The following is a 26,007-nucleotide window of genomic DNA, read 5'->3' as shown; positions in this document are numbered from 1 at the left end:
TCGTGTTCTTTGTTAGTAATCCCGCGCCTGGGCGCGTTTTTCATTAATCATTTCAGCGACTTTACGGATACGTTCCGACAGCGCCGTCTGCGCCACGCCAACGTTCCACCAGCTACCGTATTTGTGGACCATGGTTTTCGGCAGTACTTTAATGTCGATAAGCGTGCTGACGGTTTCACGGCGAGCGGCATCCAGCGCGTGGCGAAGCTCATCGAGGGTGGTGACCCGCCAGGTCTTGCAGCCGTAGCCGGAAGCAATCGTGGCGAAATCCACCGGTACCAGCCCGCCCTGCAGCTGGCCGTTTTCCGCCGAGCGGTAGCGGAACTCGGTGCCAAAGCTATCCATACCGTGTTCCAGCTGCAGGTTGTTGATGCAGCCGTTCGCCATGTTGTCGAGCAGGATGACGTTGATCTTCGCCCGCTCCTGCAGGGAGGTGACCAACTCAGAGTGCAGCATCATGAAGGAGCCATCGCCGACCAGCGAATAGACTTCGCTCTGCGGCTGCGCCAGCTTAACGCCGAGGGCGGCGTTGACCTCATAGCCCATGCACGAGTAGCCGTACTCGACGTGATAGGTATTCGGCGCGCGGTTGCGCCAGACGCGTTGTAAATCCCCCGGCAGGCTGCCCGCCGCCGCCACAATGACCGCATCCGCCGCCAGCGACTCGTTCAGCAGGCCAAGTACGCTGCTTTGCGTCAGGGTAGAATCCGTGATTTGACGGAATTCGCGATAAACCGATTCACGGTCAATATGGTCGTCAATTTCTGGTACGAAATCCGTTTCCTGCCAGACCGCCTGGTAGACGCGCTGGGTCTCTTTCATCTGCCGGCTCTGCACGCTTGCAATCTGCGCGCCCCATCCTGCCTGCCAGGACTCGTTCGCCAGCGCTGCGCTGAGCGCACTTAGCGCCTCGCGGGCGTCCGCCAGCATTGGGATGCCGTCCAGCTTCCAGGCATCAAAATTACTGACGTTAACGTTAAGAAAGCGCACGCCCGGGGATTGGAATATCCATTTCGAGGAGGTGGTGAAATCACTAAAACGCGTCCCGATACCGATGACCAGATCGGCCTCTTTCGCCAACAGGTTGGCAGCCAGACAGCCCGTTTCGCCAACGCCGCCGACGTTCAGCGGATGCGATGAAACCACCGTGCCCTTTCCGGCCTGCGTTTCCGCAAACGGGATGTCGTAACGTTCGGCGAAGCTCACCAGCGCTTCGCCTGCCGCGGAATATTTCACGCCGCCGCCGCAGACGATGAGCGGTTTACGGCTGGCTTTAATTGCCGCTACCGCATCCGCCAACTGCGCCGCGCTTGGCGGACGGCGATCCAGACGGTGGACGCGGCGGGCAAAAAAGGACTCGGGATAATCCCAGGCTTCACCCTGCACGTCCTGCGGCAGACACAAGGTGACGGCGCCGGTTTCCGCCGGATCCGTCAGCACGCGCATGGCATTAATGCAGGCGCTCATGAGCTGTTCCGGGCGGGTAATACGATCCCAGTACTTACTCACCGCGCGAAATGCGTCGTTAGTCGTGATACTCAGATCGTGGCTCTGTTCGATTTGCTGCAGTACCGGGTCCGGCTGGCGGGTGGCGAATACATCGCCCGGCAGTAATAACAGCGGGATACGGTTGGCCGTAGCCGTCGCCGCGGCGGTGATCATGTTGGCCGCCCCGGGACCGATGGAAGAAGTGCAGGCAATGATCTGCCGGCGCAGTGATTGACGGGCAAAGCCGGTGGCCGCATGGGCCATGCCTTGTTCATTACGCCCCTGGTAAACCCGCAGTTCGCCGCTGTTCTCTTCCAGCGCCTGGCCTAAGCCCAACACGTTGCCGTGACCAAAAATAGCGAAAATCCCTTTCACGAATTTCTGCGCTTCGCCGTCCACCTCCAGATACTGGTTATCAAGGAACTTAACCAGCGCCTGCGCCATTGTCAGTCTCAGTTTGCCCATGTTGCCTAATCCTTATCGTTCAGTATTTGTCGTGTGAGTTAGCGCTTTGCTCGCCAAAGAAGATGGCGTAGGTGCGGGAAAGCCGTTAACGTCCACTGGAATATTTTTGGATTATAGGCAAACATTTTTTTCATTAAACACAAATACAGAAGAAATGTTTCATTTTGCGAGAAGGATCAAACTCTCTACCCATTTCACACGTTTCACTTACATCTCCTTCGCGAGCAGGTTTCCAAACAAAAGAGGAAAAACAAGATTATCTACATGAAAATTATGGATAATATTGATATTAAAAAAAGGAGAACATGGGTAAGCGGGACGCAGACAGCATGTATGGGTGGGCAGCTGCGTACCCGCGCAGAGTGGTAGATCCTTCACACTTTTGGTTTTTTAATTTCGATTAGATTTGAAAATGAAATATTTATTTCTCAAACTAGAGATAACTAATAACCATCAGGCTGTTCACGGCAGACCGTCACTCATGCGACCTTCTCCTGGCAGCAGATTTGCAAAAGGAAACCCTAGCGATGAATGCAGCAGTTAAGCGGCTCGACGTCATCTGTATTGGCCGGGTGGCCGTCGATCTCTACGCCCAGCAGATAGGGGCAAGGTTGGAAGATGTGGCCAGTTTCGCCAAGTATCTCGGCGGCTCCTCGGGCAACGTCGCCTTTGGTACCGCGATTCAGGGATTAAAATCGGCGATGCTGGCGCGGGTAGGCGATGAGCACAACGGCCGGTTTCTGCGTGAAACCCTCCGCCGCGCAGGTGTCGATACCGAATATCTGATCACGGATAAAGAACGGCTGACCGCATTGGTGATGCTGGGCATTAAGGATCAGGATACCTTCCCGCTGATTTTCTACCGCGACAACTGCGCCGATATGGCGCTGACGCCTGACGATATCAATGAGGAGTACATCGCCTCTTCACGCGCTCTGGCGGTGACCGGCACCCACCTTTCACACGCCAATACCCGCGATGCGGTACTGAAGGCGCTGGAATACGCCCGCCGCCACGGCCTGCGTACCGCGCTGGATATCGATTACCGTCCGGTGCTGTGGGGGCTTACTTCGCTGGGCGACGGTGAAACGCGTTTCATTGAGTCGGGTCCGGTGACCCGTCAGTTGCAGGAAGTTCTGCACCTGTTCGATTTAGTCGTCGGCACTGAAGAGGAGTTTCATATCGCCGGCGGCAGCACCGATACCCTCACCGCGCTGAAAAACGTTCGCCATGCCACCAACGCGACGCTGGTCTGCAAGCGCGGGCCGATGGGCTGCGTGGTGCTGGAGGGCGCCATCCCGGATAGCTGGGACGAAGTGCCGTTGCAGCAAGGCGTTCGCGTCGAAGTACTCAACGTGCTCGGTGCCGGCGATGCTTTTATGTCCGGGCTACTGCGCGGCTGGCTTAACGATGAGGGCTGGGAGCAGGCCTGCCGCTACGCCAACGCCTGCGGCGCCTTAGTGGTTTCGCGCCACGGCTGCGCGCCGGCGATGCCGACAAAAGTAGAGCTTGATGATTATTTATCGCGGGCCGATGCCGTTCCGCGCCCGGATATCGACGCGCGGTTAAATCATTTGCACCGGGTGACCAGCCGACGCCAGCCGTGGCCGGAACTGTGTATCTTCGCCTTTGACCATCGTAAACAGCTGGCGGATCTGGCATTAGAAACCGGGCGCGACCCGGCCTGTATTCCCGAACTCAAACTGCTGCTGTTGGCCGCCGCCGAGGCGGCCGCCACAGAGGCCGGGCTGGATCGGCGCAGCGGCATCCTCGCCGATGGTACCTATGGTCAACGTTCACTTAACGCCATTACCGGTAAAGGCTGGTGGATCGGTCGGCCGATTGAGCTCCCCAGCTCGCGTCCGCTACGTCTTGAACATGGTAATATTGGCTCACAGCTGATCGACTGGCCGCTTGAGCACGTCGTCAAATGCCTGGTCTTTTACCACCCGGATGACCCGGCGGCGCTGCGCGCCGAGCAGGATGCGCTGCTGCTGGAAGTCTGGCAGGCCTGCAATAAGTCCGGGCACGAGCTGCTATTGGAAGTGATCCTGCCGGAGAACGGACCGGACAAAGATGAACGCCACTACCACACTATGCTGGAGCACTTCTATCAGTTGGGCATCCAGCCGGACTGGTGGAAGCTGCCGCCGCTGGCCAGCGCCCAGTGGGAGCGGATCTCAGCGCTTATCGAGCGCGAAGATCCGTGGTGCCGGGGCATCCTGCTCCTCGGGCTGGATGCGCCATCGGATCGATTGCGTTCAGGTTTCGCCGAAGCGGCCGGGCACCCGATGATCAAGGGTTTTGCCGTCGGCCGAACCATCTTTGGTCAACCTTCGCGCCGCTGGATGCAGGGCGAACTGGATGACGCAGCGCTAATCGATGAAGTGAAACGGAACTATCTACGGCTCATCGGCTACTGGCGCGAAGCGCGCGGCTAACCTCCTTCAGGCCCGCCACTTCCTTGAAAGCGGCGGGCCTGCGGTTTCTTCGTGAAATGAATCGCGTATTTCATCGCAAAAAATGAAAAATTCGCTTCATTTGGTACACTGGAAGCCATATTCCTTCCATTTTCTCAGAGCGCAACTTATGGCTAATAATCCGACCCAACTGACCATCCTGCAGGATGAAATCAGACGGCGCTACGACACGCTCAGCAAACGTCTGAAGCAGGTGGCGCGCTATATACTGGATAACAGTAATAGCGTTGCTTTCGATACTGTAGCCTCCATTGCGCAACAGGCTGACGTTCCGCCCTCAACGCTGATTCGCTTCGCTAACGCCTTTGGCTTCAGCGGCTTTAACGAAATGAAGCAGATGTTCAGGCAGCATCTGATGGAAGAGACCGCCAACTACACCGAGCGCGCGCGTCTGTTCCGCCAGACGACTAACGACGAAACAACGCCGCCGGAAACGCCGACGGAAATCCTCAACATGTTCAGCATGGTCAATACCCAGGCGCTGCAGCAACTGGCAATGCAGACCTCCGGCGAAGATCTCAACCGGGCGGTAGATTTACTGGCGGATGCGGAAAATATCTATGTTATCGGTCTGCGTCGCTCGTTCAGCGTCGCCTCTTACCTGACCTACGCACTGCGCCATCTGGATCGCAAAGCCTTCCTGATCGACGGCCTCGGCGGGATGTTCACCGAGCAGCTCAGTCTGGTGGGGCCGAAGGATGTGGTCGTGGCGGTGAGCTTCTCGCCTTATGCCCGTGAAGTGGTGGAGCTGGTTGAGCTTGGCGCCCAGCGCAAGGCGCGACAAATCGCCATTACCGATAGCCAGGTAAGCCCGCTTGCCGCCTTCAGTGATGTGTGCTTTGTGGTGCGTGAAGCGCAAGTCGATGGTTTCCGTTCACAGGTGGCCTCGCTGTGCCTGGCGCAGACGCTGGCGGTATCGCTGGCATTGAATAGCAGCAAAGAGCCGCAGCAGCACCGCGCCTGATTGCCCGTTGCGCTAGCGGTAAACAGGGGCAATCAATAGACAAAAAAGCCGGGGACATCCCCGGCTTTTCTCGTTTATCGCGCACTATGAATAGCGATCGCTGTTGATCCAGGCGTGATCGTCTTCCCAGGTAAATAGCCACTTACGATCCGGCCCCGCCATCACGTTCAGATAGTAGCTGTTGTAACCGGCGATCGCCGCTACCGGATGGTAGCCGCGCGGCACCATCACCACATCATGGTTATAGGGCGCCATACAGGCATCCAGGCTGCGGTCATCGGTGTACACTCGCTGAAAGGCAAAACCTTGCGGCGGATCGAAACGGTGGTAGTAGGTTTCTTCCAGCTGGGTTTCCTGCCCCGGCAGCGCGGTATCGTGCTTGTGCGATGGCCAGGAACTGGTCGCCCCTTCTTCGGTGTAGACTTCCACTACCAGCAGGCAATCCGCCTGGGCGTTATCCGGCAGAATATTATGTACCAGACGCTGGTTACGCCCTTTACCGCGATGTTCTACGCCAACATCCTCAGGCCGTATCACTCGCGCCGGGAAGCTGCCTTTGCCCGGCGCGCTGCAAACCGCCAGCTCAAGATCGGAATCTGCAGTGACCTCGACCTTATCGTGCGGCGGCACATAGACCGACCACGGCGGCGTACGCTCGAATGGCGACATGCGTTTACCGAGGTCGGGAAAATCGGCGTGCTGAGTTTTGATCGAGGCCAGCCCGGAGACCAGAACCAGACATAGCTCACGATCACCGCTCTCCAGGGTCACGGTTTGCCCCTGTTTTAACATCCAGACATCAAAGCCAATATACTGCCACCCCGCGCTCTGCGGGGTGATGTGCTGGATATGTCCCTCTTTTTGCGCTTTAGCCAATAACGACATAGCGTTCTCCTTCGCCGATTAACCTAACGTCGGCATACTGAATTCAGATACGGTTTGCTGCCCCTGCGGCCAGCGCACGGTGGCAGTTTTCATACGGGTATAGAAGCGAACGCCGTCAGGCCCGTGGACGTTCAGCGCGCCAAATACCGAGCGCTTCCAGCCGCCAAAGCTATGGAAGGCCATTGGTACCGGCACCGGTACGTTGACGCCAACCATGCCGGCCTGTACATCATGAACGAACTCGCGGGCGGTATGGCCATTGCTGGTAAAGACGGCGCTGCCGTTACCAAATTCGTGGCTGTTTACCAGCGCCAGCGCGCTTTGGTAATCAGCAACGCGGACGATCCCCAGCACCGGGCCAAAAATCTCTTCACGCCAGATGGTCATTTCCGGAGTGACATGGTCAAACAGCGTACCGCCAACGTAATATCCGTCCTCATGCCCGGCCACGCGCAGCCTGCGGCCATCCACCACCAACGACGCCCCTTCGCTGACGCCCTTATCAATATAGCCGAGTACTTTTTTCTGATGCGCTTCAGATACTACCGGCCCCATTTCGTTTTCGTCTTTGCCGCGCAGGCAGCCGGGCCCCACTTTCAGCGACTCGACTAATGGTTTCAGGCGGGCGATTAATTTATCTGCGGTCTCGTCACCGACGGCCACTACTACCGGCAGAGCCATACAGCGCTCGCCTGCGGAACCATACGCACCGCCCATGATGGCATTCACTGTCGCATCAAGATCGGCGTCCGGCATCACGATGGCATGGTTTTTCGCCGCGCCAAACGCCTGGACGCGTTTTCCGTGAGCGCTGGCGGTTTTATAGATATATTCCGCTACGCCAGAGGAGCCGACAAAGCTGACGGCGGCCACACGCGGGTCGGTATAAAGCTGTTCGGCATCTTCATTGCTGCAATGAATGACGTTAAAAACGCCGTCCGGCAGACCGGCTTCTTTCAGTAATTCAGCCATGCGTACCGCCGCGGTCGGCGCCAGCGCCGGTGGTTTCAGCACGAAGCTGTTGCCGCAGGCCAGCGCGATGGGGAACATCCACATCGGCACCATAGCCGGGAAATTAAACGGCGTTATCCCCGCCACCACGCCCAGCGGCTGCATGAGCGAATAGCTGTCGACGCCGGTACCTACGTCGGAAGAAAACTCACCTTTAATGAGATGCGGAATACCGCAAGCGAACTCAACCACTTCCATGCCGCGGGTCAGCTCGCCCAACGCATCGGACCACACTTTGCCGTGCTCGCTAACGATAATTCCCGCCAGTTCATCGACGTGCTGTTCAAGCAGCATTTTAAAATTGAACAGCACGCGGGCGCGGCGCAGCGGCGTGGTACGGGACCAGCTGTCAAAAGCGTCGCGAGCGACCTGGATTGCGTCGGAAACCTCCTGCGCGGTGGAAAGCGTGACTTCGCGAACCACATCGCCAGTGGCCGGGTCGTACACCGGCATCGTTTCCCGGCTGCTGCTGGTTACCGTTTTCCCACCAATAAAGTTACCTGTGATAGTCATCTTCTCGCCTCATAGTGTAGAAGGCCGTTCAAGTTACGGCCCGTCGCTGATTGTGCTGTGCTATAACCGTAGTAAAATGAAATTTATATTTCAATAAACAGATAAAATGAAATTCCACTTTGGTGATAGCTGTCGCATTTTTCAGCAAGCCTCTCTCTACATGATTTCATATCGCAGCGGTAGTGAAGGTGAGATTTTCTGCGGTTGACGTTGATGTAAACTATGAAATAGCGCAGCAACTATTTTGCGATCGTGCTCAAACAACCATCATTTCATCCATTGCCAATGATGAAATAAACATTTTAACTATCAGGCAAGCGAACTAAACCAGTCAACATCTTGTCAGGAGTGTCAAATGGCCATTGCCCTGCAACGTTTCTGTATCAATCGTAAAATTGCGCCATCGCTTAGCATTGAAGCGTTTTTCCGTCTGGTAAGCGAACTCGGGCTGCATAAGGTCGAGCTGCGTAATGATTTACCCAGCGGTAAAGTCACCGATGAGCTAACCCACCAGCAGGTGCGCAAGCTGGCCGACCGATACCAGCTTGAAATTCTGACGATCAACGCCGTCTATCCCTTCAATCGCCACAGCGCTGAAGTACGTCAGCTGACGGAGTCGCTGCTGAAAGAGGCGCAGTCCATTGGCGCCAAATCGCTGGTGATGTGCCCGTTAAATGATGGCACCGCTGTAGCGCCGCAAGAAACGCTTGCCGCTATGCGCGAGCTGGCGCCGTTGTTCGAACAATATGGCGTTCAGGGCCTGGTCGAGCCGCTGGGCTTCCCACAAAGTTCGCTGCGCTCGGCGGCGCAGGCGCAGGCGCTCATTCGCGACGCCCAGGTGCCGTTTAAGCTGTTAATTGATACTTTCCACCACCACCTGTATCCACAAGCTGAAGAGGAATTCAGCCAGCTGGACATTGCTGAGATAGGTCTGGTTCACCTCTCCGGCGTTGACGATCCCCGCCCACGCGAACAGTTGACCGACGACGAGCGCATCATGCTGACACCACAAGATAGGCTGCTGACCTGCCAGCAGGTAAAACATCTCGAAGCCCGCGGATACCAGGGAGATTACGCCTTCGAGCCTTTCGCTCCGCAGCTGGCGTCATGGCGCGAAGAGGAGATTCGCCGCGAGATTGAACAGAGCATCGCGCTGATTCAGCGCCACTGCGCCTGAGATTAAACGTTGAGAGTTATCGATTTCCTCCATCTTTTTGCTGTCAGGTTGCCTATAATCGACGCAGGATAAATGGAGGAATCGATCATGAGCTCACCCCTGCTGATTGCGCGCACGCTGGATAAACAACTGCATCTGCTGCCTGCAATGGCTAACCGTCACGGCCTAATTACCGGCGCCACCGGCACCGGTAAAACCGTAACTTTGCAGAAACTGGCGGAGTCTTTTTCCGAGATCGGCGTACCGGTCTTTATGGCCGATGTGAAAGGCGACCTGACCGGTATCGCGGAAGCAGGCCAGAGCTCTGAGAAACTTCAGGCGCGTCTGGAAAAAATCGGCGTTACCGACTGGGAGCCGCATGCCAACCCGGTGGTTGTTTGGGATATCTTTGGTGAAAAGGGCCACCCGGTACGCGCCACGGTGTCGGACCTCGGCCCCCTGCTGCTCGCCCGCTTGCTCAACCTGAATGAAGTACAAAGCGGCGTGCTAAACATTATTTTCCGTATTGCTGACGATCGAGGCCTGCTGCTGCTGGACTTTAAAGATCTCCGCGCCATCACCCAGTTTATCGGTGATAACGCTAAAGCCTTCCAGAACCAGTACGGCAACATCAGCAGCGCGTCGGTCGGCGCTATCCAGCGCGGGCTGTTAACCCTTGAGCAGCAGGGCGCAGAGCACTTCTTCGGCGAACCGATGCTGGATATTCAGGACTGGATGCGTGTCGATGCCAGCGGTAAAGGGGTGATTAATATCCTCAGTGCCGAAAAGCTCTATCAGATGCCGAAGCTTTACGCCGCCAGCCTGCTGTGGATGCTCTCCGAACTCTACGAACGCCTGCCGGAAGCCGGCGACCTCGAAAAACCAAAGCTGGTGTTCTTCTTCGACGAAGCCCACCTGCTGTTTAACGATGCGCCGCAGGTACTGCTGGATAAAATCGAGCAGGTGATTCGCCTTATCCGTTCTAAAGGGGTCGGCGTCTATTTTGTCTCGCAGAATCCGTCGGATATCCCGGATGCCGTGCTCGGCCAGTTGGGCAACCGCGTACAGCATGCCTTGCGTGCCTTTACTCCGAAGGATCAAAAAGCGGTGAAAACCGCCGCCCAGACCATGCGCGCCAACCCGGCATTCAGTACCGAGCAGGCCATTCAGGAGCTCGGTACCGGCGAAGCGCTGATCTCCTTCCTCGACGAGAAAGGCAGCCCGTCGGTCGTCGAGCGCGCAATGGTCATCGCCCCATGTTCACGGATGGGGCCGGTCACCGATGATGAGCGAAATGGCCTGATTAACCACTCGGCGCTGTACGGCAAGTATGAAGAAGAGATTGACCGCGAGTCGGCCTTCGAAATGCTGCAAAAAGGGGTGCAGGTCGCCACAGAGCAGCAGTCGGCACCGCCGGCAAAAGGTCAACAAAACGGTGATGACGACGGGCTACTCGGTGGGCTGAAAGATATTCTGTTCGGCACTACCGGCCCGCGCGGCGGTAAACGAGATGGTATCGTGCAGACCGCGGCCAAAAGCGCCGTACGTCAGGTAACCAACCAGATCGTCCGCGGCATGCTGGGAAGCCTGCTCGGCGGAAGGCGCCGTTAGCGTAAGAAGGATGCCGACCCCGGATTGCGGCGCGCTGCGCCTCATCAGGGTTCTTTGTTGGCTCGGTGAGCGTAAGCGTTAGGCCTTAGTCGCCTCAGGGGGTTGTCTTAACATAATCCCCATATCCCCGCGCGCTTTTGCGCGCTTCGAGGCGGTGATTGCCGTGCCAGCACAGCGCCAGCACGGCGACCACCGCAACCTGATGAAGATATAGCGGCAGGCCTTTGTCTAACACCACGAAAGCAAACAGAAAAGCGAATATCGATAGCGACAGTATAACCCCCGCTAACGTGCCATTGAGATCGAACCAAAACAGCACCCGATCGGCTTTTTGCTCTTCTGCTGTGCCCGCACGCACCAGCCCCGTCGTCAGGCTCAGCACATCCGCTCGTTTCAGCGACCAGATAAAAAACACCAGCATAAGCAGAAAAACTGTGCCTTCAAACAGGAACCAGCCGCTGGCCCACTCTGGATGCAACGCGCCGAAGAAGATGGTGGCGATGATAAAAATATCCGGGATCCACAAGATTCCGGCAGCGACCTGCAGAATGAATATCAGGGATTTACCAAACATCAATGCCTCCATGCAAAGACGAAAAAAAAGGGTGCTTTCGCACCCTTACTATTGTACTACGCTTTTCTCATCATCAGCCAAAGGCTAATCAGGAAGAAACTTGCGCTTGGCAGCAGCGCGCCGATTATCGGCGGTATGCCGTAAACCAACGTTAGTGGGCCAAATATCTGGTCGAGTACGTAGAAGATGAAGCCGAAGCTAATCCCGGTAACCACTCTCACGCCCATCGCCACGCTCCGCAGTGGGCCAAAAATGAACGACAGCGCCATCAGCATCATCACGGCCACCGACAGCGGCTGGAAAATTTTGCTCCACATATTGAGCTGGTAACGGCCCGGATCCTGGCCGCTGGACTTCAGATAGGTCACGTAGTTATGCAGGCCGCTGATTGACAGCGCATCCGGATCCAGCGCAACCACGCCGAGTTTGTCCGGCGTTAGCTTGGTCTTCCAGGTGCCGCTCACCATTTGCGTACCGGTGACCTGTTTTGGATCGGTGAGATTAGACTCATCCACCTGCGACAGGCGCCAGATCTTAGCTTCATTATCAAACTTCGCGGAAGCGGCGTAACGGACAGATTGCAGACGACGATTATCGTTGAACTGATAGATGCTCACGCCGCCTAGTTCATCATTGCCCTTTACTCGTTCAATGTAGACAAAATTATGCCCGTCTTTCGCCCACAGCCCCTGCTGGGTCGACAACAGTGAACCGCCGTACATCTGCTGCGCACGGTAGTTACGCGCCATCTGTTCGCCCTGCGGCGCCACCCACTCACCCATCGCCATGGTTAACAACACCAGCGGGATCGCCGTTTTCATCACCGCCAGCGCCACCTGCATACGGGTAAAACCGGAAGCTTGCATCACCACCAGTTCGCTGCGCTGCGCCAGCATCCCCAGCCCCAGCAATGCGCCAAGCAGCGCCGCCATGGGGAAGAAGATTTGCACATCTTTTGGTACGCTGAGAATGGTATAAAGCCCGGCGCCCATTGCATCATAGCTGCCCTGTCCGGCTTTTTTCAGCTGGTCGACAAACTTAATAATGCCGGAGAGCGACACCAGCATGAACAGCGTCATCATGATGGTGTTGAAAATGGTTTTACCGATATAGCGGTCAAGTACGCCAAACGCCTGCATCACACCGCTCCTTTATTAAACCGGGCACGGAAACGACGCATCGGCACCGTATCCCACAGGTTAAGCAGCACCGCCAGCGCGAAGTAGAGCAGGTTCACGCCCCACATCCAGATAGCGGGGTCCATTTTGCCTTTACCCGCGTTCGATTTGATCGACGTTTGCAGCAGGAAGAACACCAGATACAGCAGCATCGCCGGCAGCATAGACAGCACGCGGCCCTGACGCGGGTTCACCACGCTAAGCGGGACAACCATCAGCGCCATCATGAACACCGCCGCCACCAGCGTAAATCGCCAGTGCAGTTCGGCGCGCGCGCGCGCGGTATCGGTCTTCCAGAGGGTGCGCATATTCATCTGTTCGGTGTCGCTGGGATCGGCCGCTACCGCTTGATGGCCAATTACCGCCTGGTAGTTTTTGAAGTCGGTAATACGGAAATCGCGCAGCATCGCCGTGCCTTCAAAACGCGTCCCCTGAGTCATAGTGACCACCTGGGATCCGTCTTTTTTCTGCGACAGTTCGCCGGAATCCGCCACTACAACGGAAGGACGCGCGTTGCCTTTTGGCCGCAATTGCGCAAGGAATACGTCGCTAAAGCGGTTGCCGTTCACGTTTTCGATAAACAACACCGCGCTGCCGTCGCTGGCCTGCTGGAACTGGCCCTGAGCCAGCGCCGCCATTCCAGGGTTGGCTTTGGCTTCCGCCAGCACTTCATCTTGATGGCGCGACGACCACGGCCCCGCCCACATCACGTTGACTGCCGCGACGGCGCCGGTAAACAGGGCGAGGATCATTGCCGCCTTAATCAATACGGCTTTACTTAAGCCGCAGGCGTGCATCACCGTAATTTCGCTTTCGGTATACAGTTTGCCCAGCGTCATCAACAACCCGAGGAAAAGACTCAGGGGCAGAATGAGCTGCGCCATCTCCGGTACGCCCAGCCCTAACAGCGAGAGCACCAGGTTGGTCGGGATATCGCCATCTACCGCGGCGCCAAGGATCCTGACGAGTTTCTGACAGAAGAAAATCAGTAACAGGATGAATAGGATCGCCAACTGGCTTTTCAGCGTCTCACGAACCAGATATCTTATGATTATCACTATAAATACGCCCGTAAAAACCCGTCTTATTGCAGGAAAATTGCTTGTTTCATGGCTTAAACGTCATTTATTCTCTTTTGTCGTCGAAAACATCGCTAAGATTAAATGACTCATCGGTTCTGCGTATCAGGATCTTTTCTGACGAACCAAGGCCGTAATAACGTTAAGATTAACACGAAGTCACCGCAACAGCGGACATGAGTTACGAAAGCTTGCAATTATATACTCAATGGATTTCGAGTTGTAGAAAGGCGGCAGGACTGTGAAGCCCCAAAGCGGCATCAGCCAGCGTCAGGGGTAAGCAGGCGTAGCCAACGCATCTGCAACTGGAAAGGCGACGAGTATAGCCGTAGCCACCACTGTTGTCTTTAAGATTCAGGAGCATAGTGCATGGAGTTCAGTGTAAAAAGCGGTAGCCCGGAGAAGCAGCGGAGTGCCTGTATCGTGGTCGGCGTCTTCGAACCACGCCGCCTCTCCCCCATCGCCGAACAACTCGATAAAATCAGCGACGGTTACATCAGCGCCCTGCTGCGTCGCGGCGAGCTCGAAGGCAAGCCTGGCCAGACGTTGTTACTGCACCATGTGCCGAACATCCTGTCTGAGCGCATTCTGCTCATCGGCTGTGGTAAAGAGCGCGAACTGGATGAACGTCAGTATAAACAAGTTATTCAGAAAACCATTAATACTCTGAATGACACTGGTTCGATGGAGGCCGTCTGCTTCCTGACCGAACTGCACGTTAAAGGGCGCAACAACTACTGGAAAGTTCGCCAGGCCGTTGAAACCGCCAAAGAGACGCTGTACAGCTTCGATCAGTTGAAGACCAACAAAAGCGAGCCACGTCGCCCGCTGCGTAAAATGGTCTTTAACGTGCCGACTCGCCGCGAGCTCACCAGCGGCGAACGCGCCATTCAACATGGCCTGGCAATCGCCGCCGGTATCAAAGCGGCGAAAGATCTCGGCAATATGCCGCCGAATATCTGTAACGCGGCTTACCTTGCTTCCCAGGCGCGCCAATTGGCCGACACTTACAGTAAGAACGTCATCACCCGCGTGATCGGCGAGCAGCAGATGCGCGAGCTGGGGATGAACTCCTATCTCGCCGTCGGCAACGGCTCGCAGAACGAGTCGCTGATGTCGGTCATCGAGTATAAAGGCAACCCGTCTGAAGACGCGCGCCCTATCGTGCTGGTCGGTAAAGGCCTGACCTTCGACTCCGGCGGCATCTCCATCAAGCCTGCCGAAGGCATGGACGAGATGAAGTACGACATGTGCGGCGCGGCGGCGGTCTACGGCGTAATGCGAATGGTTGCCGAGCTGCAACTGCCGCTGAACGTCATCGGCGTGCTGGCAGGCTGTGAAAATATGCCTGGCGGTCGCGCGTATCGCCCGGGCGATGTTCTGACCACCATGTCCGGGCAGACCGTTGAAGTGCTGAATACCGACGCCGAAGGTCGTCTGGTATTGTGCGATGTGCTGACCTACGTTGAGCGCTTCGAGCCGGAAGCGGTTATCGATGTGGCGACGCTGACCGGCGCCTGCGTGATTGCCCTCGGCCATCACATCACCGGCCTGATGTCGAACCATAACCCGCTGGCTCATGAGCTGATCGGCGCCTCCGAACTGGCCGGCGACCGCGCATGGCGTCTGCCGCTGGCCGACGAGTTCCAGGATCAGCTGGAGTCCAACTTTGCGGATATGGCGAACATCGGCGGCCGTCCTGGCGGCGCGATTACCGCTGGCTGCTTCCTGTCACGCTTCACTCGCAAGTACAACTGGGCGCACCTCGACATCGCCGGTACCGCCTGGCGTTCCGGGAAAGCCAAAGGCGCGACTGGCCGCCCGGTGGCGCTGCTGTCGCAGTTCCTGCTCAATCGTGCGGGTTTTAACGGCGAAGAGTGATTGCCGTCTGATGCCCGGTGGCGCTACGCTTACCGGGCCTACGGAAAAATGCCGTTTGTAGGCCGGGTAAGCGTAGCGCCACCCGGCTTTGCATTTAAATCCACAACAAGAAGCCCCATATATGAAAAACGCAACGTTCTATCTTCTGGACAATGACACCATCGTCGACGAGCTCAGCGCCGTCGAGCAGCTGGTTTGTGAAATTGCCGCAGAACGTTGGCGCAACGGCAAACGCGTCCTGATCGCCTGTGAAGATGAACAGCAGGCTATTCGCCTCGACGAAGCGCTGTGGACGCGGCCGCCGGAGAGCTTTGTGCCGCATAACCTGGCGGGCGAAGGCCCGAGAGGCGGCGCGCCGGTAGAAATTGCCTGGCCGCAAAAGCGCAACAGCAGCCCGCGGGATATTCTTATCAGCCTGCGGCTAAACTTTGCAGATTTTGCCACCGCTTTCACAGAAGTGATAGACTTTGTCCCTTACGAAGATTCTCTGAAACAACTGGCGCGCGAACGCTATAAAGCGTACCGCATGGCTGGTTTCAACCTGAACACGGCAACCTGGAAATAATGGAAAAGACATACAACCCACAAGATATCGAACAGCCGCTTTACGAGCACTGGGAAAAGCAGGGCTATTTCAAACCGAATGGTGATGAAAGCCAGGAGAGCTTCTGCATCATGATCCCGCCGCCGAACGTCACCGGCAGTTTGCATATGGGTCATGCCTTCCAGCAAACCATCATGGATACCATGATTCGCTACCAGCGCATGCAGGGTAAAAACACCCTGTGGCAGGCCGGTACCGACCACGCGGGTATCGCTACCCAAATGGTGGTTGAGCGTAAGATTGCCGCTGAAGAAGGTAAAACCCGCCACGACTACGGCCGCGATGCCTTCATCGATAAAATCTGGCAGTGGAAAGCGGAATCCGGCGGCACCATTACCCGCCAGATGCGCCGCCTCGGCAACTCCGTCGACTGGGAGCGCGAGCGCTTCACGATGGATGAAGGCCTGTCCAACGCGGTAAAAGAAGTCTTCGTTCGCCTGTACAAAGAAGACCTGATTTATCGCGGCAAGCGCCTGGTCAACTGGGACCCGAAACTGCGCACCGCCATCTCTGACCTGGAAGTAGAGAACCGCGAATCGAAAGGTTCCATGTGGCACATCCGCTATCCGCTGGCCGATGGCGCGAAAACCGCTGACGGTAAAGATTACCTGGTGGTCGCCACCACGCGTCCGGAAACCCTGTTGGGCGATACCGGCGTGGCCGTTAACCCGGAAGATCCGCGTTACAAAGATCTGATCGGTAAATTCGTGGTGCTGCCGCTGGTTAACCGCCGCATTCCAATTGTTGGCGACGAACACGCCGACATGGAAAAAGGCACCGGCTGCGTGAAAATCACCCCAGCGCACGACTTTAACGACTACGAAGTTGGCCGCCGTCATCAGCTGCCGATGATTAATATTTTGACCTTTGATGGCGACATCCGCGAAAGCGCGGAAGTCTACGATACCAAAGGCAATGAATCCGACGTCTATTCCAACGAGATCCCGGCTGAATTCCAGAAGATGGAACGTTTTGCCGCGCGTAAAGCGATGGTTGCCGCCGTCGACGCGTTGGGCCTGCTGGAAGAAATCAAACCGCACGACCTGACCGTGCCTTACGGCGACCGCGGCGGCGTGGTTATCGAACCGATGCTGACCGACCAGTGGTACGTGCGTGCCGACGTGCTGGCCAAGCCGGCAGTTGAAGCCGTTGAGAATGGCGACATTCAGTTCGTGCCGAAGCAGTACGAAAACATGTACTTCTCCTGGATGCGCGATATTCAGGATTGGTGTATTTCCCGTCAGCTGTGGTGGGGTCACCGCATCCCGGCATGGTACGACGATCAGGGCAACGTCTACGTTGGCCGCACCGAAGACGAAGTACGCCAGGAAAATAATCTCGGCGCCGACGTCGCGCTGCGTCAGGACGAAGACGTTCTGGATACCTGGTTCTCTTCCGCGCTGTGGACCTTCTCCACCCTCGGCTGGCCGGAAAACACCGACGCGCTGCGTCAGTTCCACCCGACCAGCGTGATGGTGTCCGGCTTCGACATTATCTTCTTCTGGATTGCCCGCATGATCATGATGACCATGCACTTCATCAAAGATGAAAACGGCAAGCCGCAGGTTCCGTTTAAGACCGTCTACATGACCGGCCTTATCCGCGACGACGAAGGCCAGAAGATGTCCAAATCCAAGGGTAACGTCATTGACCCGCTGGATATGGTTGACGGCATCACCCTGCCGGAGCTGCTGGAGAAACGTACCGGCAACATGATGCAGCCGCAGCTGGCGGAAAAAATCCGTAAGCGCACCGAGAAACAGTTCCCGAACGGCATCGAGCCGCACGGCACCGACGCCCTGCGTTTCACCCTGGCGGCGCTGGCCTCTACCGGCCGCGACATCAACTGGGATATGAAGCGTCTGGAAGGTTATCGTAACTTCTGTAACAAGCTGTGGAACGCCAGCCGCTTCGTGCTGATGAATACCGAAGATCAGGATTGCGGTTTCAACGGCGGCGAGATGGTGCTGTCCCTGGCCGACCGCTGGATCCTGGCTGAATTCAACCAGACCGTGAAAGCGTACCGCGAAGCGCTGGATAACTTCCGCTTCGACATCGCCGCGGGCATCCTGTATGAATTTACCTGGAACCAGTTCTGCGACTGGTACCTCGAACTGACCAAGCCGGTCATGAACGGTGGCAGCGAAGCGGAGCTGCGCGGGACTCGTCATACTCTGGTGACCGTGCTGGAAGGTCTGCTGCGCCTGGCGCACCCGATTATTCCTTTCATCACCGAGACCATCTGGCAGCGCGTGAAAGTAATCTGCGGTATCACCGCCGATACCATCATGCTGCAGCCGTTCCCGCAGTACGAGGCTTCTCAGGTTGATGAAGCGGCGCTGGCCGACACCGAATGGCTGAAGCAGGCGATCGTCGCCGTACGTAACATCCGTGCGGAGATGAACATCGCTCCGGGTAAACCGCTGGAACTGCTGCTGCGCGGCTGCAGCAAAGATGCCGAGCGTCGTGTTAACGACAACCGCAGCTTCCTGCTGAACCTGGCGCGTCTGGAAAGCATCACCGTGCTGCCTGCCGATGATAAAGGTCCGGTTTCTGTGACCAAGATTATCGACGGCGCCGAGCTGCTGATCCCAATGGCGGGCCTTATCGACAAAGAAGCCGAGCTGGCGCGTCTGGCAAAAGAAGTGGCGAAAGTCGAAGCGGAAATCGGCCGTATCGAAAGCAAGCTGTCCAACGAAGGCTTTGTGGCCCGCGCGCCGGAGGCGGTTATCGCCAAAGAGCGTGAGAAGCTGGAAGGCTACGCGGAAGCGAAAGCGAAACTGATTGAACAGCAGGCAGTGATCGCCGCGCTGTAATCCACGTTAACGCTGCGTCAACCAATAAGGCCGGAGCATGCTCCGGCCTTTTTATTTTACAGGAACGGGATATAGGCCATCATGCCGCGCGAAATCCACATCGCCGGGCCGCTTTGCGGCGGGGTTGGGTCGTCTTTTAGCTCCAGCGCATCCAGATCGCCATCCACATGAGTATGTTCTGCCAGCCAGCGCACGTAGCGCATCTTAAGCCAGGGGTAGGCAAGACCTGCTGTGATCGCAGAAACCAGCAACAGCCCTAACTCTCTTAGTACAATACCCGTCACCGTCGCGGAAGAACGTAGAGCAATCGCGCCATCGGCCAACGTCAGGTTATTGAGAAACTGGTTACGCAACATTGCACGGAAATAACAGGAGGTAATAATCATAGCGACGAAAAACAGCATGTAACAGAGCGTAATACGCCAATAATTCTGGCTATAAATAACGGCAATATGATCGTCATTACGTAATATACGGCTCACCATAACCTCATGGAATACATTGCCCATAAGCAATATAACTACAATGATAAATGGCGCCGATATCAGATAAGCAATAACACCCTTTTTAATGCACTCCATCAGAGTAATATTAGCCGTTGAACAATACGTAGAATAACGGATACCATTGCCAAACAGGGTAATCCATTTGCCATAACTAATGCCATAAATTGCGCCTAACCCCGCTGTACCGCAAACAATCAGCATGAATAACCGCAGCATTCCGCTGTCCCACGACGCGCTAAACCTGGCGAGAAAATAAAACACTACGCAGAGTAACATTATAAGGAGCAACGGAAGCGCAAAGGTATACCACCAGGCGCTGAGCATGGGGCACTGAAAGCCGAAACGAACACCGTTAAGCGAGGTCATCGAGGCCTGGTACTGCACGCTCTTGACCATCATAAAGGGTATAGAAAGGAACAGTAGCGCTAATATAATCAATCCAGGAATAAAAAACCAATTAACAATTAAAAATGTGCCAATATGATAGATTATAAAAATAATAACCAGGCTCAATAGTATACTACCGCCGGTGGCTTTATAAATGAAAGCATGGCCGTCCAGTGACATATTACTATAAACATAACGGCGAGCGCGCATTAATGCCCATGGTAAATAAACACCTGCGGTGATGATAGTGAGTAAAAGATTCACAATACATATAATAAAATAACGCCTCCCCTTGCCTGAAAATGAGAACGTTCTGACGCGAGGTCCTTTATCCAAAGATAAGTAGCCCATAGATTACATCCCTATAAAATGATAAAACCACTGTAGTGCATTTAAATAATTTAAATGACCCATTACGATACTATTAATTACGAGTCGAGAAAATCCATTTCCTCATTCCAGTGCCTCTTGCGCCATTTTAGCGTTAGTGGTATTAACTAAACGTATCAATAAGTAATTTTAAATTGAGTATTACTATGAGTGCAGCCGCATCACAACCGCTTATCCTGCGTCGGCTTACCGTCGACGATAACCCGGCCATCGCCAGCGTGATTCGTCGCGTCTCGGCGGAATATGGCCTGACCGCCGACAAAGGCTATACGGTCGCTGACCCAAATCTGGATGAACTCTATGAGCTCTATAGCCAACCTGGCTCCGCTTATTGGGTCGTTGAGCAGAATGGCGAAGTGGTCGGCGGCGGCGGCGTGGCGCCGCTTTCGTGTAGCGAGTCCGATATCTGTGAGCTGCAGAAAATGTACTTTATGACCTCGGCGCGCGGCAAAGGTCTGGCGAAAAAGCTGGCGCTGATGGCGATGGATTACGCCCGCGAGCAGGGTTTTAAACGCTGCTATCTGGAAACCACCGCTTTTTTGAAAGAAGCGATTGGCTTGTATGAGCATCTCGGGTTTGAGCATATTGACGAGCCGCTGGGCTGCACCGGCCACGTCGATTGTGAAGTGCGGATGTTGAAAACGCTGTAACGCCTCGCTACCGTGGGCCTCCCCGGTAGCGCTGCGCTTATCGGGGCTACCCGCGGTGTCGTTTTTTGTCGGGTGGCGGCTAACGCCTTACCCGACCTACGGCCCGTGCTATTGCGAGCTAAAGCTCTCAACGCTCTCCCTCTCCCCAGGATTACTGAAACTGCCGGTGTTAGTGGCTACAGGGGCCGAATACCGCGGGCTACAACGCCGTCGGCACGCCGCTGTGGAAGCGGAACTCGGGCTCCGGGCGGAGGATCAATGCCGCTTCCGCCTCGCCAAGCTGGCGTACGCGCTCGCTGATATCTCCCCCCGCTATCATCTGCGCCAGATCCAGGTAGTCCTGATAATGACGGGCCTCGGAGCGCAGCAACGACAGATAAAACTTCTGTAAATCATCATCCAGCCACGGCGCCAGCGCGGCAAAACGCTCGCAGGAGCGCGCTTCGATATAAGCGCCGCAAATCAGCTTATCGATTAGCATCACCGGCTCATGGGATCGCACCTCCCGGCGCATACCGCGGGCATAGTTGCTGGCGGTGATTTTGACGTAAGGGATATCCCGCGCCAGCATGATCTCACGCACCTGCCAGAAGTGGTGCAGCTCCTCTTTGATAAGCAGAATCATGCTGTCGAGCAACTGGCTGCCCCACGGGTCGTTGGTTCGCGGCATGGCGCTTTTGTTGATCCGTTTATGCAGAGCGACAAAATCCGGCTCCGGCCCACGGCGATAGGTAAAGTCTTCGTACGGTTTCAGGCATTCCAGTAGCTCGTCGGCGCCATCTTTATCGGCGACGTAGCGGCGTACCAGCAGCATGGCGTTTTGCGCCGCTTTCAGCTCGCATACCATATGGTCGGTCAACAGCAGCGGCAGGTTTTCCGGTTTACGGGCTTCGTCAATCCACGCCTGCGGCGTTGGGCAGTGCAGGAATGCTAAAATCGGGGAAAGTATTTGCGGGTAATCCATTGAAGCTCCAGGCTATACCCTAATCAGGACGGGTATATACGGCGGCAGACGCCGCCGTATCCGTTGACGACTTAGTGGCGTACGCCGTTGTCGTCTTCGTCAATTAAATCTTCGTCATCTTCGCCGTCATCGTCTTCGCCGTTCGGGTCTTCGTAGTAGGTACCCCAACCGTCGTACTCGACGTTGAATTTTTCCGCCAGGTTCATCAGCTGTTCAACCTGGGCGTCGATCAGATCGGCATTGAGCGCGCTTTCGCTCAGGATATCGCAGCAGATCACCACTTCGCCTTCTTCGACTTCCAGCTCTTCCGGCTCGGTGACTTCATAACCCATCTTGAAGGCCTCTACCGCCACTTTTTCCAACGTTTCGAAATCGTCGGCAGAGAGATGATGCTCAATGGTATACAGCGCGTCCGGATCGCTGCCATCTTCCAGCAGCTCTTCGATAATCAGACGCGTTTCCTCACGCTGTTCTTCCAGTAGTTCCGGGTTTGCCATGGCTCGTTCCTCATAATGTGCGGCAGATACTCCTATTGTCACATACCGCCGTGATTGCCTCCACCTTCTGTGTAAAAGATTTCTAACTCGGGGTTGCAAATGAATATTCATACATATAAAGTGAATTTTAATTCAATAGTGGCGTTTGCCAGGTGAGGGAATTATGTCCGCGTTATATCAGAAGCATTTCTTGAGATTACTGGATTTTACTGCTGCAGAAATTACCGGCCTTGTCGACCTGGCCGCGCAATTAAAAGCCGATAAGAAAAACGGCATCGAAGCCCAGAAACTGAAGGGCAAAAACATCGCGCTCATCTTCGAAAAAGACTCAACCCGCACACGATGCTCTTTCGAAGTTGCCGCTTACGACCAGGGCGCCCGCGTGACCTATCTCGGTTCCAGCGGAAGCCAAATCGGCCACAAAGAATCCATGAAAGATACCGCCCGCGTGCTGGGTCGCATGTATGACGGTATTCAGTATCGCGGCTACGGCCAGGAGCTGGTGGAAACCCTGGCGGAATATGCCGGCGTGCCGGTATGGAACGGCCTGACCGATGAATTCCACCCAACACAGCTACTGGCCGACCTGCTGACCATGCAAGAGCACCTGCCGGGTAAGGCATTTAATGAAATGACGCTGGTCTACGCCGGCGACGCGCGTAACAACATGGGTAACTCCATGCTGGAAGCCGCCGCGCTGACCGGGCTGGACCTGCGCCTGGTGGCGCCGAAAGCCTGCTGGCCGGAAGAGGGTTTAGTGGCGGAATGCACTGCGCTGGCGAAAAAGCACGGCGGCAATATTACCCTGACGGAAGATATCGCCGCGGGCGTAAAAGGCGCCGATTTCATTTATACCGACGTGTGGGTATCGATGGGCGAGGCGAAAGAGAAATGGGCGGAGCGTATCGCCCTGCTGCGCGGCTATCAGGTGAATAAAGCCATGCTGCAATTAACCGGCAACCCGCAGGTGAAATTCCTGCATTGTCTGCCCGCGTTCCACGATGACCAGACCATTCTCGGCAAACAGATGGCGGCGGAGTATGGACTGCACGGCGGTATGGAAGTGACCGATGAAGTCTTTGAATCCCCAGCGAGCATCGTCTTCGATCAGGCGGAAAACCGTATGCACACCATCAAAGCGGTGATGGTGGCGACGCTTGGAAAATAACCATTAATCACGGTAGGTTCCCGGATAGCGCGCTACGCGTATCCGGGCTACCCGTTTTAAGCCATCAACACCTTCACCACCGCTTTGCGCACCTTCGCCGGCGCCCCGACCGCACAGAGCGGTTTATGCACTTCGCCTGGATAAAACACCACAAAATCCCCCTCGTTAAGGATAACGGTTTTCTCCTGCACTCCCTCGGCGAGGAAGGCGATGTCTTTGTCCGCCAGCCAGTCAGTCTGCGGCTCGCCTGCGGGTAAGGTGCTGAAGGTCATCCCTTCCTGACCGCGCAGCACAATCTGGATATCCAGATAGCGGGCGTGATACTCGGCGCGACGCTCGGCCTGCGCTTCGGTGCTGTCTTCAGAAATCAGATAGAACAGATTATCGCCGTCGATATCGTGCTTGCCGAGCGGCGTCGACGCACTAACGTGGGCTTTAACATGCTCAATCGCCTGACGCAGCGCGTCCGGCAGCCAGGATTGCAGATGATGAATATTGCCGATAATCATAGTAGCCCTCAAATATAAAACAGCTTTTCATTTTTGTTTTATACGCTGCTTACCACTACCAGACCACATTTTTATCGCGGTTTTTTGCGCTGGCGCAGCCTTCGCAGGCAAACGTTTCCCTGATTGTGGATTAATCGCTTGATTGCTCATCAAAGCTGCGTATAATGCCAGCCGTTTTGCCGGGAGGAAATATGGTCAATTGCGTACGACATTGCTGTGTCTTACCGCGTCTGAAAGCAGGCGCTGGCCTGGCGTTTTTCTTTCCGTTGCTCAATGAATTCTCGAAGCCCCTTATTTAAGGGGCTTTTTTTTGCTCAGGCGTCAGGAGATAAGCATGGCTAACCCGCTATATCAAAAACATATCATTTCCATAAACGATCTCAGCCGCGAAGACCTCGAACTGGTGCTGGCGACTGCCGCAAAGCTGAAAGCCAATCCGCAACCCGAGCTGCTGAAGCATAAGGTTATCGCCAGCTGTTTCTTTGAAGCCTCCACCCGTACTCGCCTCTCTTTTGAAACCTCCATGCATCGCCTCGGCGCCAGCGTGGTTGGCTTCTCCGACAGCAGCAACACCTCGCTCGGCAAGAAAGGCGAAACCCTGGCCGACACCATTTCGGTTATCAGCACCTACGTCGACGCTATCGTGATGCGCCATCCGCAAGAGGGCGCCGCGCGTCTGGCAACCGAATTCTCCGGCGGCGTGCCGATTCTCAACGCCGGCGACGGCGCCAATCAGCATCCGACACAAACCCTGCTCGACCTGTTCACCATTCAGGAAACTCAGGGCCGCCTTGAGAATCTTAATGTCGCGATGGTCGGCGACCTGAAATATGGCCGTACCGTACACTCGCTGACCCAGGCGCTGGCCAAATTCAACGGCAACCGCTTTTACTTCATCGCCCCGGACGCGCTGGCGATGCCGCAGTACATTCTCGATATGCTGGATGAAAAAGGCATCGCCTGGAGCCTGCATAGCGCCATCGACGAAGTGATGGCAGAGGTCGATATTCTGTATATGACTCGCGTGCAGAAAGAGCGCCTTGACCCATCGGAATACGCCAACGTGAAGGCGCAGTTTGTGCTGCGCGCCGCGGATCTCGAAGGCGCGCGCGTCAACATGAAGGTGCTGCACCCGCTGCCGCGCGTTGATGAAATCACCACCGACGTCGATAAAACGCCGCACGCCTGGTACTTCCAGCAGGCCGGCAACGGCATTTTCGCCCGCCAGGCGTTACTGGCACTGGTATTGAATAGCGAGCTGGCACAATAAGGGGGAATGAGAGATGACACACGACAATAAACTGCAAGTAGAAGCCATTAAACGCGGCACCGTGATCGACCATATCCCGGCCCAGGTCGGCTTCAAGTTGTTGACCCTGTTCAAGCTGACCGAAACCGACCAGCGCATCACCATCGGCCTGAACCTGCCGTCCGGCGAGATGGGCCGTAAAGATTTGATTAAAATCGAGAACACCTTCCTGACCGATGAGCAGGTCAATCAGCTGGCGCTGTATGCGCCGGACGCAACGGTTAACCGTATTGATGATTACGAAGTAGTGGGCAAATCCCGCCCGAGCCTGCCGGAGCGCATCAACAGCGTGCTGGTCTGCCCGAACAGCAACTGCATCAGTCACGCTGAGCCGGTTTCGTCGAGTTTCGCAGTGAAAAAACGCGCCGATGACATCGCACTCAAATGCAAATACTGTGAAAAAGAGTTTTCCCATTATGTGGTGCTGGCCAACTAATTGCGGTTGGTATTAATACCGGCCCTCCCTATAATGGCTACGACCTAATTACTGCAGTTCATCTGGAGATATTATGAGCAAAACTATTGCGACGGAAAAGGCACCAGCAGCTATCGGCCCATATGTACAAGGTGTTGATCTGGGTAGCATGATCCTCACTTCCGGCCAGATCCCAGTAGACCCGAAAACCGGCAGCGTGCCGGAAGATGTCGCCGCGCAGGCGCGTCAGTCCCTGGACAACGTAAAAGCTATCGTTGAAGCCGCTGGCCTGAAAGTGGGCGATATCGTGAAAACCACCGTTTTCGTGAAAGATCTGAACGATTTCGCCACCGTGAATGCCGCGTATGAAGCGTTCTTCACCGAGCATAACGCCACTTTCCCGGCGCGTTCCTGCGTAGAAGTCGCGCGTCTGCCGAAAGACGTGAAGATTGAGATTGAAGCTATCGCGATCCGTCGCTAAGCGCTTCTCTGCCCTCACCCCAGGCG

At 55.7% G+C, this 26,007-nt stretch carries 23 protein-coding genes; 13 read left to right on the top strand and 10 right to left on the bottom strand.

The window, feature by feature from the left end:
- Positions 1-12 precede the first annotated feature (12 nt).
- Positions 13-1,953, bottom strand: a complete 1,941-nt coding sequence (gene iolD / locus ABLU80_RS24880) for a 3D-(3,5/4)-trihydroxycyclohexane-1,2-dione acylhydrolase (decyclizing) (RefSeq protein WP_047080050.1) — start codon at positions 1,951-1,953, stop codon at positions 13-15.
- A 527-nt stretch (positions 1,954-2,480) separates the two neighbouring features.
- On the opposite strand from iolD, the gene iolC reads away from it, so the two are divergent.
- Together iolC and ABLU80_RS24870 are read left to right on the top strand one after the other, a co-directional pair.
- Positions 2,481-4,394 carry a 5-dehydro-2-deoxygluconokinase gene (iolC, locus tag ABLU80_RS24875; RefSeq protein ID WP_058655178.1) on the top strand — a complete coding sequence of 638 codons (1,914 nt, stop codon included), beginning with the start codon at positions 2,481-2,483 and terminating at the stop codon, positions 4,392-4,394.
- 148 nt (positions 4,395-4,542) lie between these two features.
- Positions 4,543-5,397, top strand: a complete 855-nt coding sequence (locus ABLU80_RS24870; RefSeq protein WP_015368536.1) for a MurR/RpiR family transcriptional regulator — start codon at positions 4,543-4,545, stop codon at positions 5,395-5,397.
- Between the two features lie 84 nt (positions 5,398-5,481).
- Here ABLU80_RS24870 and iolB read toward each other — a convergent pair whose 3' ends face one another.
- On the bottom strand, positions 5,482-6,282 hold the full coding sequence (gene iolB, locus ABLU80_RS24865) for a 5-deoxy-glucuronate isomerase (RefSeq protein WP_032713569.1): 801 nt from the start codon (positions 6,280-6,282) through the stop codon (positions 5,482-5,484).
- Positions 6,283-6,300: 18 nt separating this feature from the next.
- Positions 6,301-7,806 (bottom strand): CoA-acylating methylmalonate-semialdehyde dehydrogenase, encoded by a 1,506-nt coding sequence (locus ABLU80_RS24860; RefSeq protein WP_032713568.1) that lies wholly within the window; start codon positions 7,804-7,806, stop codon positions 6,301-6,303.
- A gap of 355 nt (positions 7,807-8,161) precedes the next feature.
- Here ABLU80_RS24860 and ABLU80_RS24855 point away from each other — a divergent pair, with 355 nt between their 5' ends.
- Positions 8,162-8,983 carry a TIM barrel protein gene (locus tag ABLU80_RS24855; protein WP_032713566.1) on the top strand — a complete coding sequence of 274 codons (822 nt, stop codon included), beginning with the start codon at positions 8,162-8,164 and terminating at the stop codon, positions 8,981-8,983.
- 87 nt (positions 8,984-9,070) lie between these two features.
- Entirely contained in the window at positions 9,071-10,573 is a 1,503-nt protein-coding gene (locus tag ABLU80_RS24850; RefSeq protein WP_015368541.1) for a helicase HerA-like C-terminal domain-containing protein, read from the top strand.
- A gap of 94 nt (positions 10,574-10,667) precedes the next feature.
- Here ABLU80_RS24850 and ABLU80_RS24845 read toward each other — a convergent pair whose 3' ends face one another.
- Genes ABLU80_RS24845 through lptF form a run of 3 tightly spaced genes read right to left on the bottom strand, consistent with a single transcriptional unit; the run spans position 10,668 to position 13,383 of the window.
- The gene (locus ABLU80_RS24845; protein WP_045360294.1) at positions 10,668-11,147 is read right to left on the bottom strand and encodes a hypothetical protein; all 480 of its coding nucleotides are present in this window, start codon (positions 11,145-11,147) and stop codon (positions 10,668-10,670) included.
- A 56-nt stretch (positions 11,148-11,203) separates the two neighbouring features.
- Positions 11,204-12,286, bottom strand: a complete 1,083-nt coding sequence (gene lptG, locus ABLU80_RS24840; RefSeq protein WP_015368543.1) for an LPS export ABC transporter permease LptG — start codon at positions 12,284-12,286, stop codon at positions 11,204-11,206.
- Positions 12,286-13,383, bottom strand: a complete 1,098-nt coding sequence (gene lptF / locus ABLU80_RS24835) for an LPS export ABC transporter permease LptF (RefSeq protein ID WP_020079782.1) — start codon at positions 13,381-13,383, stop codon at positions 12,286-12,288. The genes lptG and lptF overlap by 1 nt, the downstream gene beginning before the upstream one ends.
- A gap of 390 nt (positions 13,384-13,773) precedes the next feature.
- On the opposite strand from lptF, the gene pepA reads away from it, so the two are divergent.
- The 3 genes from pepA (at position 13,774) to ABLU80_RS24820 (ending at position 18,705) form a co-directional block, all read left to right on the top strand.
- Entirely contained in the window at positions 13,774-15,285 is a 1,512-nt protein-coding gene (gene pepA / locus ABLU80_RS24830; protein ID WP_008807121.1) for a leucyl aminopeptidase, read from the top strand.
- A 121-nt stretch (positions 15,286-15,406) separates the two neighbouring features.
- Positions 15,407-15,850, top strand: coding sequence for a DNA polymerase III subunit chi (gene holC, locus ABLU80_RS24825; RefSeq protein ID WP_015368546.1), 444 nt, complete (start codon positions 15,407-15,409; stop codon positions 15,848-15,850).
- Positions 15,850-18,705, top strand: a complete 2,856-nt coding sequence (locus tag ABLU80_RS24820; RefSeq protein WP_015368547.1) for a valine--tRNA ligase — start codon at positions 15,850-15,852, stop codon at positions 18,703-18,705. The genes holC and ABLU80_RS24820 overlap by 1 nt, the downstream gene beginning before the upstream one ends.
- Before the next feature lie 56 nt (positions 18,706-18,761).
- Here the strand turns inward: ABLU80_RS24820 and ABLU80_RS24815 are convergent, their stop codons facing one another.
- The gene (locus ABLU80_RS24815) at positions 18,762-19,949 is read right to left on the bottom strand and encodes a DUF898 family protein (protein WP_047080046.1); all 1,188 of its coding nucleotides are present in this window, start codon (positions 19,947-19,949) and stop codon (positions 18,762-18,764) included.
- Positions 19,950-20,134: 185 nt separating this feature from the next.
- Between ABLU80_RS24815 and ABLU80_RS24810 the strand changes: the two genes are divergently transcribed.
- A complete protein-coding gene (locus ABLU80_RS24810; protein WP_032713562.1) occupies positions 20,135-20,638 on the top strand; it encodes a GNAT family N-acetyltransferase in 504 nt (167 codons plus the stop codon).
- A 199-nt stretch (positions 20,639-20,837) separates the two neighbouring features.
- On the opposite strand, the gene miaE is transcribed toward ABLU80_RS24810, so the two are convergent.
- Both miaE and rraB read right to left on the bottom strand, forming a co-directional pair.
- A complete protein-coding gene (miaE, locus tag ABLU80_RS24805) occupies positions 20,838-21,602 on the bottom strand; it encodes a tRNA isopentenyl-2-thiomethyl-A-37 hydroxylase MiaE (RefSeq protein ID WP_032713561.1) in 765 nt (254 codons plus the stop codon).
- A gap of 71 nt (positions 21,603-21,673) precedes the next feature.
- The gene (gene rraB / locus ABLU80_RS24800; protein ID WP_015368550.1) at positions 21,674-22,099 is read right to left on the bottom strand and encodes a ribonuclease E inhibitor RraB; all 426 of its coding nucleotides are present in this window, start codon (positions 22,097-22,099) and stop codon (positions 21,674-21,676) included.
- A gap of 163 nt (positions 22,100-22,262) precedes the next feature.
- Here rraB and argF point away from each other — a divergent pair, with 163 nt between their 5' ends.
- Positions 22,263-23,267: an ornithine carbamoyltransferase gene (gene argF / locus ABLU80_RS24795; protein WP_015368551.1), complete on the top strand. Its 1,005-nt coding sequence runs from the start codon at positions 22,263-22,265 to the stop codon at positions 23,265-23,267.
- A 56-nt stretch (positions 23,268-23,323) separates the two neighbouring features.
- Here the strand turns inward: argF and ABLU80_RS24790 are convergent, their stop codons facing one another.
- Complete coding sequence (locus ABLU80_RS24790; RefSeq protein WP_348850569.1) at positions 23,324-23,776, bottom strand: YhcH/YjgK/YiaL family protein; 453 nt, start codon at positions 23,774-23,776, stop codon at positions 23,324-23,326.
- Between the two features lie 191 nt (positions 23,777-23,967).
- On the opposite strand from ABLU80_RS24790, the gene ABLU80_RS24785 reads away from it, so the two are divergent.
- From ABLU80_RS24785 to ridA, 4 genes are all read left to right on the top strand, one after another.
- Entirely contained in the window at positions 23,968-24,075 is a 108-nt protein-coding gene (locus ABLU80_RS24785; protein ID WP_020079785.1) for a pyrBI operon leader peptide, read from the top strand.
- Between the two features lie 35 nt (positions 24,076-24,110).
- A complete protein-coding gene (gene pyrB / locus ABLU80_RS24780) occupies positions 24,111-25,046 on the top strand; it encodes an aspartate carbamoyltransferase (protein WP_015368554.1) in 936 nt (311 codons plus the stop codon).
- A 13-nt stretch (positions 25,047-25,059) separates the two neighbouring features.
- Positions 25,060-25,521, top strand: coding sequence for an aspartate carbamoyltransferase regulatory subunit (pyrI, locus tag ABLU80_RS24775; RefSeq protein ID WP_015368555.1), 462 nt, complete (start codon positions 25,060-25,062; stop codon positions 25,519-25,521).
- Between the two features lie 73 nt (positions 25,522-25,594).
- Entirely contained in the window at positions 25,595-25,981 is a 387-nt protein-coding gene (gene ridA / locus ABLU80_RS24770; protein WP_348850568.1) for a 2-iminobutanoate/2-iminopropanoate deaminase, read from the top strand.
- The last annotated feature ends 26 nt before the right edge of the window (positions 25,982-26,007 follow it).

It is taken from the genome of Klebsiella sp. CN_Kp104 (assembly GCF_040064515.1).
GTDB lineage: Bacteria > Pseudomonadota > Gammaproteobacteria > Enterobacterales > Enterobacteriaceae > Klebsiella > Klebsiella aerogenes.
Note: the sequence above shows the minus strand (reverse complement) of the source record. Positions and strands in the feature narration are given on the sequence as shown.